The sequence below is a fragment of the Bradyrhizobium vignae genome (assembly GCF_900324035.1).
Classification (GTDB): domain Bacteria; phylum Pseudomonadota; class Alphaproteobacteria; order Rhizobiales; family Xanthobacteraceae; genus Bradyrhizobium; species Bradyrhizobium vignae.
Window position 1 is genome coordinate 5,338,130 of sequence record NZ_LS398110.1, and the last position, 14,236, is coordinate 5,352,365.

Consider the following 14,236-nt stretch of genomic DNA (forward strand, 5'->3'; position numbering starts at 1 on the left):
ACGCATTCATTTAACATGTTAAGTATCTCCGGGCACCACGATTTGTATGATGACGAATGGCGCTTTCCAACGACGATATCCAGGTCTGCGCGAGGCGTCTGCACCAGGCGGAGAAGACCCGTTCGCAGATTCGCCAGCTCTCGCAGGATTTCCCTGACATCACCATTGCCAATGCCTACGCGATTCAGAAGGCCTGGGTCGACGTCAAGATCGCGGAGGGGCGCATCGTCAAGGGCCACAAGATCGGCCTGACCTCGAAGGCGATGCAGAGCGCGCTCAATATCGACGAGCCGGATTCCGGCGTGCTGCTCGACGACATGTTCTTCGCCGATGGCGGCCTCGTTCCGACCGAGCGCTTCATCGCGACGCGCGTCGAGGCTGAACTCGCTTTCGTCATGAGCAAGCGCCTCACCGGTCCTGCGTGCACGCTGTTCGACGTGCTCAACGCCACCGACTTCGTCGTGCCGGCGCTGGAGATCCTGGACACGCGAATCGAGCGCGTCGATCCCAGGACCAAAGCCACGCGAAAAATCTTCGACACCATCGCCGACAATGCGGCGAATGCCGGCATCGTGCTCGGCGGACGGCCGATCCGTCCGCTCGACGCCGATTTGCGCTGGATCGGGGCGCTCTGCTTCAAGAACGGCCAGCTGGAAGAAACCGGCCTTGCCGCCGGCGTGCTCAATCATCCTGCGACAGCCGTGGCGTGGCTTGCGAACAAGATCGCGCCGCTCGGCCTTGCGCTGGAGCCCGGTCAGGTCGTGCTCGCCGGCTCCTTCATCCGTCCGATCGAGACCCGCAAGGGCGACACAATTCAAGCCGACTATGGCGCCTACGGCTCGGTGAGCTGCTACTTCGCTTAAGGCGGACAAGAAGACAGGGAGTGAAACCGCGATGCCGCATTTCACCATCGAATATTCGGCCAATCTCGATGGCCGTCTCGACATCGGCGCGGTCTGCGAAGTGGTGCGCAAGGCGGCGGTCGAGACCGGCATCTTCCCGCTCGGCGGCATCCGCGTCCGCGCCGTGAAGTGCGAGCATTATGCGATCGCCGACGCGCGGCAGGATTACGGCTTTCTCGACATGGTGCTGCGCATCGGCGAGGGCCGCGACCTTCCCACGCGCCAGAAGGCCGGCGAGCAGGTCTTCCAGGCGCTCTCAAGACATCTCGATCCCGTTTTCGCCGCCAGCAAGTTCGCCCTATCGTTCGACATGCAGATCAACGACAAGGATACGAGCTGGAAGCGCAACAACATCCACGACGCCCTGAAAGTAGAGGCTGCCCATGGATAAGCCCACGCCGAAAGCCGACGTATTTCAGGCCAACCGCGACCGCGTCGCGCCGCTGCTGAAGACGCTGCGCGCTGATGGCATCGGCCACACGATTGACGGCAAGACCGTCGCCTCGATCTCGGGCGAGACATTCGAGACCAAATCGCCGGTCGATGGCGCCGTGCTCGCCAGCGTCGCGCGTGGCAATGCGGAGGATGTCGACGCGGCAGCAACGGCCGCGGCGATCGCCTTCAAGTCCTGGCGCGACATGGGGCCTGCGATGCGGCGCAAGCTGCTGCATCGGGTGGCCGATGCGATCGAGGACAATGCCGAAGACATCGCCGTGCTCGAATGCATCGACACCGGACAGGCCTATCGCTTCATGGCCAAGGCCGCGATCCGCGCCGCAGAGAACTTTCGCTTCTTCGCCGACAAATGCGCCGAAGTGCGCGACGGCCTCAACACGCCGAGCGACGAGCACTGGAACATCTCGACCCGCGTGCCGATCGGCCCCGTCGGCGTGATCACGCCGTGGAACACGCCGTTCATGCTCTCGACCTGGAAGATCGCCCCGGCGCTGGCCGCCGGCTGCACTGTCGTGCACAAGCCGGCCGAGTGGTCGCCGGTGACGGCCTCCATTCTGGCGAGGCTCGTGAAGGAAGCCGGCGTTCTCAACACCGTGCACGGCTTTGGCGAAGAGGCCGGCAAGGCTCTGACCGAGCATCCCGCCATCAAGGCGATCGGCTTCGTCGGCGAGAGCGCGACCGGCTCGGCGATCATGGTTCAGGGCGCGCCCACGCTGAAGCGGGTGCATTTCGAGCTCGGCGGCAAGAACCCCGTGATCGTGTTCGACGATGCCGATCTCGACCGCGCGCTCGATGCCGTCGTGTTCATGATCTACTCGCTCAACGGCGAGCGCTGCACCTCATCAAGCCGCCTGCTGATCCAGCAGAGCATCGCGGAGAAGTTCGTGGAGAAGCTGACCGCGCGCGTGAAGGCGCTCAGGATCGGCCATCCCCTCGATCCCGCCACCGAGATCGGGCCGCTGATCCACGAGCGCCACCTCGCAAAAGTCTGCTCCTATTTCGACGTCGCACGCCAGGACGGCGCGACCATCGCGGTCGGCGGCAAGGCCTATGACGGCCCGGGCGGCGGACACTATGTCGAGCCGACGCTGGTGACCGGCGCGCACGGCAAGATGCGCGTGGCGCAGGAGGAGGTGTTTGGCCCGTTCCTCACGGTATTGCCGTTCAAGGACGAAAAGGACGCCGTCGAGATCGCCAATGACATCCGTTATGGCCTCACCGGCTATGTCTGGACCAACGACATGGGCCGCGCGCTGCGCGTTGCGGATGCGCTCGAGGCCGGCATGATCTGGCTGAACTCGGAGAACGTCCGCCATCTGCCGACGCCGTTCGGCGGCATGAAGGCCTCCGGCATCGGCCGCGACGGCGGCGACTATTCATTCGACTTCTACATGGAAACCAAGCACGTCTCGCTGGCGCGGGGCACGCACAAGATTCAGAAGCTGGGAATTTAACGCTTCGTCGTTCCGGGGTGACGGGACCGCGCAAGCGCGGCCCGGAGAACCCGGAACCTCGAGATTCTCAGGTGCGCAATTGCGCACCATAGTTCGGTCCTGCGGACCGCCCCGGAATGACAGGACGAGGGGAAACGTACATGCCCGTACCGCAACACGTCTTCGAGCCACCGTTCAACATCATCCGCTCCAGCCACGTCGTGCTGGACGTCACCGACCTGAAGCTGAGTCGCTCGTTCTACGAGACCACCGTCGGCCTGCATGTCGAGGACGCCGACGACAAGGTCGTGTACCTGCGCGCCGCCGAGGAGCATCAGCATCATTCGCTGGTGCTGCGCAAGGCAGCCGTGCCCGCCTGCAACAGGCTCGGCTTCAAGGTCGGCAACGACAAAGATCTCGACAAGGCGGCCGCGTTCCTGTCCGAGCACGGCCTCAGCTACGCCTTCGCCGATCAGCCGTTCCAGGGCCGCACGCTGCAGTTCACCGATCCCTTCGGCTTCCAGATCGAGCTCTATGCATCGATGGATCGCCGACCGCATTTGCTGCGCCGCTACGACCTCTACCGGGGTTGCCATCCGCAACGGCTCGACCATTTCAACGTGTTCGCTGCCGAAGTGCAGGACACGATGGAGTTCTACGCCCGGCTCGGCTTCCGCCTCACCGAATATGCCGAGGAGGACGGCCCGAACGGGCGCATCGCCGCGGCCTGGATGCATCGCAAAGGCAATGTCCACGATTTTGCCATCACCAACGGCAAGGGCCCGCGGCTGCACCATTTCGCCTATTGGACGCCGACGGCGATGAACATCATTCATCTCTGCGACGTCATGGCCTCGCAAGGGTTCGTGAAGAACATCGAGCGCGGCCCGGGACGTCACGGCATCTCGAACGCGTTCTTCCTCTATGTCCGCGACCCCGACGGCCACCGCCTCGAGCTCTACACCAGCGATTATTTCACCGGCGATCACGACCATGAGCCGCTGCGCTGGTCGTTGCGCGATCCGCGCCGCCAGACGCTGTGGGGCGCGCCTGCCCCGCGCTCCTGGTTCGAGCAAGGCTCGCCCTTTACGGGCCAGGCAGTGCGCGAGCCGAGATTCGTGGCCGACGTGCTGGTGGCGGATTGATGATACTCCCCCGCCTCGCCACCTATTCCGTCAAGGGTGCAACCCGCTATGGTGCCGTCGTGGACGGCGGCATCATCGATCTGTCGGCGCGTTACGCTAAGGACTATCCGACCCTGCGCGAGGTGATCGCGGCCGGCAAGCTCGTGAGCCTCGCCGAGGAGGCCACCGGCCGCACGCCCGATCACGCGCTCGCCGACATCACCTGGCTGCCGCCGGTGCCCGCGCCGGAAAAGATCATCTGCATCGGCGTCAACTATCCCGACCGTAACGCCGAATACAGGGACGGCCAGGACGCGCCGAAATATCCCAGCATGTTCATGCGGAGCCCACGCTCCTTCGTCGGCCACGACACGCCGCTGGTCCGCCCGCGTGCTTCCGCGCAGCTCGACTATGAGGGCGAGATCGTGCTGGTGATCGGCAAGCAGGGCCGGCACATTCCAGAAAGCGCCGCGCTCGACCACATCGCGGCGCTGACGCTGTGCAACGAGGGCTCGGTGCGCGACTGGCTGCGTCATGCCAAGTTCAACGTCACCCAGGGCAAGAACTTTGACTCCAGCGGCAGTCTCGGCCCGTGGCTCGTGCCCTACACATCGGAATCGCAGATTGCGGACATTCGTCTCACCACGCATGTCAACGGCGAGCTCAGGCAGGACGATCGCACCAGCCGGTTGATGTTTCCGTTCCGCTATCTCATGAACTATATCTCGACCTTCGCAACCCTCGTCCCCGGCGATATCATCGTCACGGGCACGCCGACCGGAGCGGGCGCGCGGTTCGATCCGCCGCGATACCTGAAGCCCGGCGACGTCGTCGAGATCGCGGCCGAGGGCATCGGCGCTCTACGCAACGGCATCATCGACGAAGCCTGACCAACAACCAAAGTGGAATAGTGCAATGACCACCCTCACCGGCGGCGAAGCGATCGTAAGCGGGCTCGTCGCCCATGGCGTCGACACCGTGTTCGGCCTGCCTGGCGCGCAAGTCTACGGCCTGTTCGACGCGTTTCATCAGGCCCAGCTCAAGGTGATCGGCGCGCGGCATGAGCAGGCCTGCGGCTACATGGCATTCGGCTATGCGCGCTCGAGCGGCCGACCCGGCGTGTTCAGCGTGGTGCCAGGCCCCGGCGTGCTCAATGCCAGCGCGGCTCTGCTCACCGCGTTCGGCTGCAACGAGCCGGTGCTGTGCGTCACCGGCCAGGTGCCGACGCCGTTCCTGGGCAAGGGCCGCGGCCATCTGCACGAGATGCCGGACCAGCTCGCGACCTTGCGCACCTATGTGAAATGGGCCGAGCGCATCGAATCTCCCGGCAACGCGCCGACGGTCGTCGCGCGCGCGTTCCAGGAGATGATGTCGGGACGGCGCGGTCCCGCCTCGGTCGAGATGCCCTGGGACGTTTTCACCCAGCGCGCGAATACGGCAGCTGCCCAGGTGCTGGAGCCGCTGCCCGCGCCGCAACCCGATCCTGATACGATCAAGCAGGCGGCCGCGCTCATCAAGGCGGGCAAGTCGCCGATGATCTTCGTCGGCAGCGGCGCGATCGACGCGCGCGAGGAGATCCTCGAGCTTGCCGAGATGATCGATGCGCCCGTGGTCGCCTTCCGCAGCGGCCGCGGCATCGTCTCCAACGCGCACGAGCTCGGCCTTACCATGGCGGCGGCCTACAGATTGTGGCCGACAACCGATTTGATGATCGCGATCGGCACGCGCGCGGAGCTGCCGGCATCCGGTTTCCGCTGGCCCTGTCAACCGAGCGGCCTGAAATCCATTCGTATCGACATCGATCCGGCCGAGATGCGCCGGCTCGCCGCCGATGTCGGGATTGTCGCCGATGCGAAGGCCGGCACCGCCGATCTCGTCGCCGCCGTGAAGAAGGTCGGCTATGCCAAGGGCCGCGGCCGGCGCGGAGACATCCGCGAAGCCACTGCGGCGGCGCAATCAGAGATCCAGCGCATCCAGCCGCAGATGGCCTATCTCGACATCCTGCGCGAGGTGCTGCCGCACAACGCGATCGTCACCGATGAACTGTCGCAGGTCGGCTTCGCCTCCTGGTACGGCTTCCCGGTGTACCAGCCGCGCACCTTCATCACCTCGGGCTACCAGGGCACGCTCGGCTCGGGCTTTCCGACCGCCCTCGGCGCCAAGGTCGCCAACCCCGACAAGCCGGTGGTGGCGATCACCGGCGACGGCGGCTTCATGTTCGGCGTGCAGGAGCTTGCCACCGCCGTGCAGTTCAACATCGGCGTGGTGACGCTCGTGTTCAACAACAACGCCTATGGCAATGTCCGACGCGACCAGCGCGAACGCTTCGACGGCCGCGTGGTGGCGTCGGACCTCGTCAATCCGGATTTCGTCAAGCTCGCGGAGTCCTTTGGCGTGGCCGCAGCACGCGTGACCGCGCCCGATCAGTTCAAGGCGGCGATGGAGAAGGCGCTCAGCCATGGCGGGCCGTATCTGATCTCGGTCGAGGTGACCAGGGATTCGGAGGTGAGCCCGTGGGCGTTCATTCATCCGCCGAAGCCTTAGTGTCGTTCCGGGGCGATGCGCACCATAGTTCGCGCTAGCGCGCGCCACCGGAACGACGGGTCCCTAGCGCGTCCTGCGAAATGTCAGATTGATCCGCTTCCTTCCCAGCAGCGGATGCTCGCCATCGGCGAGCGGCGCGACGCCGTGATAGGCGAGCCTGCAGGCCCCGCCCCAGACCACGACATCGCCATGAACTAGTCGGAAGCGGCGCGGCTTGTCGGCGCGCGCGAGGCCGCCGAACAGGAAGGTCGCGGGCAGGCCGAGCGAGACCGAGACGATCGGCGCGGAATAATCCAGCTCGTCCTTGTCCTGATGCAACGACAGCCGCGTGCCGGGCTCGTAGCGATTGACGAGGCAGGCATCGGGCGCAAAGCCGGCAAAGCCGCCCTGCTCCGCCGCGCGGCGGGCGAGATCGCAAAACACCGGCGGCATCGCCGGCCAAGGCGCGCCGGTGCGCGGATCGATGGGATCGTAACGATAGCCGGTGTGATCGGTGATCCAGCCGCGCTCGCCGCAATTGGTCATCGCCACCGACATCTGATAGCCGCCGGGCGTGGTCATCCGGCGGAACGGCGATTGCGCGACGATGGCCCGCACCGCATCGACCAGCTCGCTCTCGATCGGCTTGACGAAGCCGCGCAGCAGCACGGCACCGTCCGCGATCTGCTCGCGTGAGCGCTGCGCCTCGGCGACATTGTCGAACAGATCACCCGTCAATCGCAGCGCTCATTTGGCATCGTGGAAGATCACACCCAGCGTGTGGCGACGGCCGGACCTGATACGGCTGACGCCATGGCGGAGATTAACGCGGTAGGTGCCGCGTGTCCCCTGCACCGGGCGGTGATGCACAGCGAAGGCGACCGCATCACCCTGCGCGAGCGGCACCACCTCGACGCGGGACTGCATGCGCGGGCGCTGCTCGGTCAGCACGAACTCGCCACCGGTGAAATCGCGTCCGGGCTCCGAGAGCAGGATCGCGACCTGGAGCGGGAACACGTGCTCACCATAGAGGTCCTGGTGCAGGCAGTTGTAGTCGCCAGCCTCATATTGCAGCAGCAGCGGCGTCGGCCGCGCCTGCCCTGCCTCGTGACAGCGCTTCAGGAATGCCGCATGCGCTGTGGGATAGCGGATGTCGATCCCCATCGCCTCGTTCCAGCGATTGGGGACGGATTGGAGATGCGCATAGAGCGCCGGGCGCAGCTGCGCGATCAGCTCGGGCAGCGGATAGGAGAAATATTTGTACTCGCCGCGACCGAAGCCGTGGCTGCTCATGACGATGCGGCTGCGGAAGTGCGTATCGTCCGGATAGAGTTCGGCCATGGCGCGGCATAGGTCCGACGTCAGCAGGTTCTTCAGGACGGCGCAGCCTTGGGAGTCGAGCTCCGCGGTGATTTGCGGCCAATCCAGTGCGTCGATCTGCCCGGCGAGGTCAATGGAGGGAGAATGGGACGATTTGCGTGCGGTTGCTGTCATGGCTGCGACTCTCGCAATACGACGCCCCCACGGCCACCCGATTTCCGATGACTATCCCCCGCCATTGCGAGGAGCCCTTGCGACGAAGCAATCTAGAGTCCCTGCTCGGAACCAGCCTGCATTGCTTCGCTCGCAACGACGGCGGGGAGAGATCAGCCCCTCACCGGCAGCGTCACCACGTCGTAGCCGTGCTTGATCGTGCGCTTCAGCACGGGATCTTCAATCTCGAAATCGAAGCGGTCGGCAGGGCGGATGCCGCCTTTGGCGGCGAAGGTGCCGCCGAACATGGCGCAGCCATCGGGCAGCTTCCCGCCATCAAAGCCGCGCGCGATGAGGTCGGCGACCGGGAGCATCGCATCCAGCGTGCCCTCTTGGTAGAGCACGCGCTCGCCTTTGATCGTGGCGTAGGAGCGCAGGATCATCTTGTCCCAATGACCGATGACGTCCTCGAGCTCCCACAGCGTCGAGGCGATCGGCTTGTCGCACATCTGCTTGGAGACCGTGACGCTATAGGCCTCGACCTTGCGGTCGGTGTGATCGGAGCCGCAGCCGACGAAGATGCGGCCCTGCCAGCCGATCAGCACGAACTCGACCTCGCCGCTGGAATCGCCGCCGCTGCATTCGATGCGGTCTTCCTGGGTCAGCCGCCGCGCCGAGGCGCGGTAGTAGATCGGCGTGGAGGCCGGCGGGGCGATGCCCATCTCCTGTAGCTCGGCGATGTGCTTGTCGCGCGCGACCGGATCGCGGCCGGTCCAGCCGGCGATGACCATCTGGTCGATCGCCAAGGTCAGCGGCGTGGTGGTGTCCTGGGCGTCGATGGTGAAAGTGAGGTCAAACACGAATGACGGCCTCCATGCCGGCGGCAAGTTCAAAGATACGGCGATCCGAGCCGCCCGCGCCCGCCAGCATCAGGCCGACCGGGACGTCGCCCGCGCGATGACAGGGCAGCGAGATGGCGCAGCCGTCGATCATGTTGATCAGGGTGCAATTGCGCAGCGCGCGCAGGTTCTGAGTGGTGAAGGCCTTGTCGTCGGCGAGATCGGAAATCTTCGGCGGCGTGTTGGCGGTGGTCGGCAGCACCAGAGCGTCATAGGGCGCAATGCGCGCATTGACGCGCGCGATCAGCGAGCGGCGCTCGTTGAGGAGATCGATGTAGTCGGCCGCGCTCTGCGCCTCGCCGCGCATGATGCGCACCGACACGCGAGGATCGTAGACGTCGCCCTTGGACGTGATGAGATAGCGGTGCCAGGCATAGCTCTCGGAGGCAGCGAAGCCGCCCTTGGCGTTCATCGGGCCGATGTCGTGGAATTCGGACATCTCGATGCGCTCGATGGCGGCGCCATGGTCGGCAAGCGTCTTCAGCGCGCGCTCAAAGGTCTCGGAGACCTCCGCATCGAGATCATCGAGCGCGATCGTGGTGGGCACCGCCAGCCGCATGCCCTTTACGGGCCGCGGCTTCAGCGCGACGATGGGCTCGTTCGCGAGCACGGCATCGAGTATGGCACAGCAGCTGACCGATCGCGCCAGCGGCCCGATGCTGTCGAGCGAGAACGACAGCGGCACGGTGCCATCGAGCGGCACGCGCCGCTGCGTCGGCTTGTAACCGACGATGCCGTTGAAGGCGGCTGGAATGCGGCAGGAGCCGCCGGTGTCGGTACCGAGCGCGCCATGCGCCATGCCGTCGAGCACGGAGACCGCCGCGCCGGAGGAGGAGCCGCCGGGCACGTGACCTTCGGCCCGGTTCCAGGCGCCCTTCGGCGTGCCGTAATGCGGATTGATACCGATGCCGGAATAGGCGAACTCGGTCATGTTGGTGCGGCCGATCAGCACGAAGCCGGCCTTGCGCAGCCGCGATACCGTGGCCGCGTCCTGCTCGGCCGCCGGGGAATCGTCGAGCGCGCGGGAGCCGGCGCGCGTCACCTGGCCCTTGATGTCGAAGAGGTCCTTGATCGAGATCGGGATGCCGGCATAGCGCGACGGCGCCGCCTTGACCTTGCGCAGGGCATCCATGGCATCGGCGGTGGTCAGCGCCGCGTCCTTATCGACATGGATGAAGGTGCGGCGGCCCTCACCGGCGGGGTCGGCGATCTTGGCGAGGCATGCCTCGACCAGCTTGCGGGCGGTGGTGCGGCCGCTTTCGAGGTCTTCGGCGAGCTTCGCCAGTGTCGGAAAATCGGGCATGTCTGTCTCACGGAATATTTCGCGCGCAATCTATACCGCTGGCTCGGTTCGACACAAGCATTGTGCGCATGATGGCATGCATGCGCATTGCTGGACCGTTGACGCACGATGGTCGATTGTCGCATCAAGATCGAAACAGGCGGGCGTGAAGCCTGCCCTTGGGAGGGCGTTCCGAATGGCCGAACCGCAGCGCGCGCGACCGAAACCGACGCCGGAGACCCAGCATTTCTGGGACGGCACGAAAGCCGGCGAATTGCGCCTGCAGCGCTGCGATGCCTGCGCGCATGTCTACTTCCCGCCGCGCCCGTTCTGCCCCTCCTGCGCCTCGCGCAAGGTCAGCATCTTCAAGGCGAGCGGCAAGGGCTTCCTCTACAGCTACGTGATCAACCATCGCCCCGCCGCGCCGGGCTTCACGCCGCCTTACGCCATCGCGGTGGTCGAACTCGACGAAGGCCCGCGGATGATGAGCAACATCATCGATTGCCCGCAGACGCCTGAGGCACTCGAGCTCGACATGAAGCTCGAGGTCGCTTTCGAGGCACTCGACGACAAGATCACCCTCCCCGTGTTCCGTCCGGTGAAGGGGTAAGTCATGCGCAGGAACCAGGTTGCCGTCGTCGGCGCGGCCGAGACGACCGAGCTCGGTGTCATCCCCAACGCCTCGCAGCTCCAGCTCCATGCGGATGCGGCGCTCAATGCCATTGCCGACGCCGGGCTGAAGCTGTCCGACATCGACGGCTTTGCCACCGCGGTCGAAACACCGCAGCAGGTCTGCCACTATCTCGGCATCAAGCCGACCTGGGTGGACGGCACCTCGGTCGGCGGCTGCTCTTTCATGCTGCACGTCCGCCATGCGGCGGCGGCGATCGAGGCGGGCCTGTGCAAGACGGTGCTGATCACCCATGCCGAGAGCGGCAAGTCGATGATCGGCAAGCTGCCGCGCTCGATTCCCGCAGACAGCCTGCAGGGCCAGTTCGAAGCGCCCTATGGCGTCTACGGCCCGCCGAGCATGTTCCCAATTCCCGTGCTGCGCTTCATGAAGACCTACGGCATCACGCATGAGCAGCTTGCTTCGGTGGCGGTGGTGCAGCGGGAATGGGCGGCGAAGAATCCGCGCGCGATGATGAAGGACCCGATCACGGTCGCCGATGTGCTCAACTCGCGTATGATCGCCTATCCGTTCCGGCTGCTGCAATGCTGCCTCGTCACCGACGGCGGCGGCGCGCTGATCCTGACCTCGGCCGACCGTGCCAGGGATTTTCCAACGAAGCCCGTCTACATCATGGGCACGGGCGAGAGCGTGGAAACGCCGATGGTCAGCCAGATGGAGACGTTCAACTCCTCGCGCGCGTTCAAAGTTGCGGGCCCGCTGGCCTTCAAGGAGGCCGGCATCACACACAAGGACGTCGATCACCTCATGATCTACGATGCCTTTGCGCATCTGCCGCTGTTCGGCCTCGGCGATCTCGGCTTCATGCCGTACGAGGAGACCGGGAAGTTCATCGCCGACGGCAACACGCGGCCGGGCGGGAAACTGCCCCTCAACACCAATGGCGGCGGTTTGAGCTACATGCATTCCGGCATGTACGGCATGTACGCGCTTCAGGAGAGCGTGCGCCAGATGCGCGGGATAGCACCGGCGCAGGTGCCGAATGCGAAGATTTCGGTGTGCCATGGCGTCGGCGGCATGTTCGCGGCATCAGGCACGATCGTGTTCACGAACGAGAGGTAAGCGGCTCGGACAACATTTGCTCGTCATTGCCGGGCTTGACCCGGCAATCCATCCTCTTCTGAAGATGGATGCGCGGGTCACGCCCGCGCATGACGAGCTTGGTTAGCTGCGGCCGCGACGGCAACATAGAGAGGCTAGCATGACGAAATCACTGCAAGACAAGGTCATCATCGTCACCGGCGCAGGCCGCGGCATCGGGCGCGAGATCGCGCTGCTGTGTGCTGCCGAAGGCGCCAAGGTCGTGGTCAACGATCCCGGCGGGGCCGCCGACGGCGCCGGCTCGAACGCCGCGCCCGCCGAGGAAGTGGTCGAGGAGATCAAGAAGCGCGGCGGCAGCGCGGTCGCCAATTTCGAAAGCGTCGCGGAAGCGATCCCCGCCAGCAAGATCGTGAAGACCGCGACCGATCATTTCGGCCGGCTCGACGGCGTCGTCAACAATGCCGGCATCCTGCGCGACATGATCTTCCACAAGATGAGCGTGGAAGCGTTCGAGGCCGTCATCAAGGTGCACCTGATGGGCTCGTTCTACGTCAGCCACGCTGCGGCGCGGATCTTCCGCGAGCAGGAGTCGGGCTCCTTCGTGCATTTCACCTCGACCTCCGGCCTGATCGGCAACTTTGGACAAGCGAATTACGCCGCGGCCAAGCTCGGCATCGTGGGGCTGTCGAAGTCGATCGCGCTCGACATGGGCCGCTTCAACGTCCGCTCCAACTGCGTCTCGCCATTCGCCTGGACGCGCATGATCGGCACCATCCCGACCGAGACCGAGGCGGAGAAGGCGCGGGTCGAGAAGATCAAGCAGATGGGACCGGAGAAGATCGCGCCGCTCTGCGGCTATCTGCTCGGCGATTCCGCCAAGGACGTCACCGGCCAGATCTTCGGCGTGCGCATGAACGAGATCTTCCTGTTCAGCCAGAACCGCCCGATCCGCTCGGTGCAGCGGAGCGAAGGCTGGACGCCGCAATCCATCGCGGAACACGGCATGCCGGCGCTGAAGGGCTCGTTCTACAAGCTCGACCGCTCCGCCGACATCTTTACTTGGGATCCCGTCTAGCCGCATTTCCGGCATTCCTGCCCTGCGATCTTCGGTTGTCTCGGCCGGAGATCGCCCCGGTTTACGCCTGAATGCGGGCGAATGGTGTCCTCCCAACGAAACTTTGGGAGGAAACCATGACAAGAATACTGACCAACCCCAACGACACAACGGCCAGCAGCGGTCTCGACCGCCGCACCCTGCTGCAAGGTGCGGCGACACTCGCTGCATCGACCTTGCTCGCCTCCAACGCCGACGCCCGCGACTTCGGGGCCAACGCCGAGCCGCAGCGCTATCCCGACCGAGACATCGTCGTCATCGACCCCAAACGCTTCAAGGCCAAGGTCGGCAACACCGCGATCAAGCGGCTCTATACCGGCTGCCTCTGGGCGGAGGGGCCGGCGTGGAACGCGCAAGGCCAATATCTCGTCTGGAGCGACATCCCGGCCAACCGGCAGCTGCGCTATCTCGACGACGACGGCCACATCTCCGAGCAGTTCCACAAGCCGTCGAACGAGGCCAACGGCAATTCATTCGACACCGAGGGACGTCAGATCAGTGCCGAGCGCACCCGCCTTGTCCGCTACGAGCATGACGGTTCGGTGACAGCGCTGGCCGAGCAGGCAAACGGCAAGCCGCTCAACGGCCCGAACGACATGGTCGTGCATCCCAACGACAAAGCAATCTGGTTCACCGATCCCGGCTACGGCGCGATCAGCATCTACGAGGGCAAGCTCGCCAACACAGGCTCGGTTCAGCCACACCAGAAGGAAGCCGTCTATCGCCTCGACACGCAAACTGGCCAACTGGCGAAAGTCGCGGACGAGCCGTTCAAGCCGAACGGCATCGCCTTCTCCCACGACTACAAGAAGCTCTATGTCTGCGACACCGGCATCACGCATTATCCGCAGGCCGAGAATGTGGTATGGTCCTACGACATCGACGGGACGAAGCTGTCGAACCCGAAGAAGCTGATCGACATGAAGCTCGAGGGCAAGTCGGGCTTCCCGGACGGATTGCGCGTCGACACCGAAGGCAACATCTGGGTCGGCGCGGGCTGGGTCGGGCCGGGCTACGACGGCGTGCAGGTGTTCGCGCCGAACGACGGCGCGCGCATCGGCCAGATCCTGCTGCCGGAGACCTGCGCCAATGTCTGCTTCGGCGGCAAGAAGCGCAACCGCCTGTTCATGACCGCGAGCCAGTCGCTCTATGCGGTCTATGTGGAGACGCAGGGGGCGCATTTCTGTTGAATGCCCGGCACTCTGTTCGTCATGCCCGGGCTTGACCCGGGCATCCATGCCTGTCCCGTGGTTGCAGAGGCACGTGGATGGCCGGGTCAAGCCCGGCCATGACGAGCG

Annotated in this window: 14 protein-coding genes; 10 read left to right on the forward strand and 4 right to left on the reverse strand. The window is 65.0% G+C overall.

The genetic code is table 11. The annotated features are described in order from the left end of the window. Window positions 1-56 precede the first annotated feature (56 nt). The 6 genes from hpaH (at window position 57) to BRAD3257_RS26015 (ending at window position 6,459) form a co-directional block, all read left to right on the forward strand. The gene (gene hpaH / locus BRAD3257_RS25985; RefSeq protein WP_122404229.1) at window positions 57-863 is read left to right on the forward strand and encodes a 2-oxo-hept-4-ene-1,7-dioate hydratase; all 807 of its coding nucleotides are present in this window, start codon (window positions 57-59) and stop codon (window positions 861-863) included. Between the two features lie 31 nt (window positions 864-894). Continuing rightward, complete coding sequence (locus BRAD3257_RS25990; protein ID WP_122404230.1) at window positions 895-1,293, forward strand: 5-carboxymethyl-2-hydroxymuconate Delta-isomerase; 399 nt, start codon at window positions 895-897, stop codon at window positions 1,291-1,293. Further along, window positions 1,286-2,812, forward strand: a complete 1,527-nt coding sequence (gene hpaE, locus BRAD3257_RS25995; RefSeq protein WP_122404231.1) for a 5-carboxymethyl-2-hydroxymuconate semialdehyde dehydrogenase — start codon at window positions 1,286-1,288, stop codon at window positions 2,810-2,812. Before BRAD3257_RS25990 ends, hpaE begins: the two co-directional genes overlap by 8 nt. 140 nt (window positions 2,813-2,952) lie before the next feature. Continuing rightward, complete coding sequence (gene hpaD / locus BRAD3257_RS26005; RefSeq protein ID WP_122404232.1) at window positions 2,953-3,936, forward strand: 3,4-dihydroxyphenylacetate 2,3-dioxygenase; 984 nt, start codon at window positions 2,953-2,955, stop codon at window positions 3,934-3,936. Further along, window positions 3,936-4,805 carry a fumarylacetoacetate hydrolase family protein gene (locus BRAD3257_RS26010; RefSeq protein ID WP_122404233.1) on the forward strand — a complete coding sequence of 290 codons (870 nt, stop codon included), beginning with the start codon at window positions 3,936-3,938 and terminating at the stop codon, window positions 4,803-4,805. The genes hpaD and BRAD3257_RS26010 overlap by 1 nt, the downstream gene beginning before the upstream one ends. A 25-nt stretch (window positions 4,806-4,830) precedes the next feature. Further along, a complete protein-coding gene (locus tag BRAD3257_RS26015; RefSeq protein ID WP_122404234.1) occupies window positions 4,831-6,459 on the forward strand; it encodes a thiamine pyrophosphate-dependent enzyme in 1,629 nt (542 codons plus the stop codon). Between the two features lie 63 nt (window positions 6,460-6,522). Here BRAD3257_RS26015 and alkB read toward each other — a convergent pair whose 3' ends face one another. The 4 genes from alkB to BRAD3257_RS26035 form a co-directional block, all read right to left on the reverse strand. Continuing rightward, window positions 6,523-7,176: a DNA oxidative demethylase AlkB gene (gene alkB / locus BRAD3257_RS26020; RefSeq protein WP_122404235.1), complete on the reverse strand. Its 654-nt coding sequence runs from the start codon at window positions 7,174-7,176 to the stop codon at window positions 6,523-6,525. A 9-nt stretch (window positions 7,177-7,185) separates the two neighbouring features. Beyond that, window positions 7,186-7,932 (reverse strand): 2OG-Fe(II) oxygenase, encoded by a 747-nt coding sequence (locus BRAD3257_RS26025; protein ID WP_122404236.1) that lies wholly within the window; start codon window positions 7,930-7,932, stop codon window positions 7,186-7,188. 152 nt (window positions 7,933-8,084) lie between these two features. After that, window positions 8,085-8,771, reverse strand: a complete 687-nt coding sequence (locus BRAD3257_RS26030) for a DUF2848 domain-containing protein (RefSeq protein ID WP_122404237.1) — start codon at window positions 8,769-8,771, stop codon at window positions 8,085-8,087. Further along, on the reverse strand, window positions 8,764-10,113 hold the full coding sequence (locus BRAD3257_RS26035; RefSeq protein WP_122404238.1) for an amidase: 1,350 nt from the start codon (window positions 10,111-10,113) through the stop codon (window positions 8,764-8,766). The genes BRAD3257_RS26030 and BRAD3257_RS26035 overlap by 8 nt, the downstream gene beginning before the upstream one ends. Before the next feature lie 175 nt (window positions 10,114-10,288). Here BRAD3257_RS26035 and BRAD3257_RS26040 point away from each other — a divergent pair, with 175 nt between their 5' ends. From BRAD3257_RS26040 to BRAD3257_RS26055, 4 genes are all read left to right on the forward strand, one after another. Next, window positions 10,289-10,702 carry a Zn-ribbon domain-containing OB-fold protein gene (locus BRAD3257_RS26040; RefSeq protein ID WP_122404239.1) on the forward strand — a complete coding sequence of 138 codons (414 nt, stop codon included), beginning with the start codon at window positions 10,289-10,291 and terminating at the stop codon, window positions 10,700-10,702. A 3-nt stretch (window positions 10,703-10,705) separates the two neighbouring features. Then, window positions 10,706-11,845: a thiolase C-terminal domain-containing protein gene (locus BRAD3257_RS26045; protein ID WP_122404240.1), complete on the forward strand. Its 1,140-nt coding sequence runs from the start codon at window positions 10,706-10,708 to the stop codon at window positions 11,843-11,845. Between the two features lie 139 nt (window positions 11,846-11,984). Continuing rightward, on the forward strand, window positions 11,985-12,899 hold the full coding sequence (locus tag BRAD3257_RS26050) for an SDR family NAD(P)-dependent oxidoreductase (RefSeq protein ID WP_122404241.1): 915 nt from the start codon (window positions 11,985-11,987) through the stop codon (window positions 12,897-12,899). Between the two features lie 116 nt (window positions 12,900-13,015). Continuing rightward, on the forward strand, window positions 13,016-14,128 hold the full coding sequence (locus BRAD3257_RS26055; RefSeq protein WP_122404242.1) for an SMP-30/gluconolactonase/LRE family protein: 1,113 nt from the start codon (window positions 13,016-13,018) through the stop codon (window positions 14,126-14,128). Window positions 14,129-14,236 lie beyond the last annotated feature (108 nt).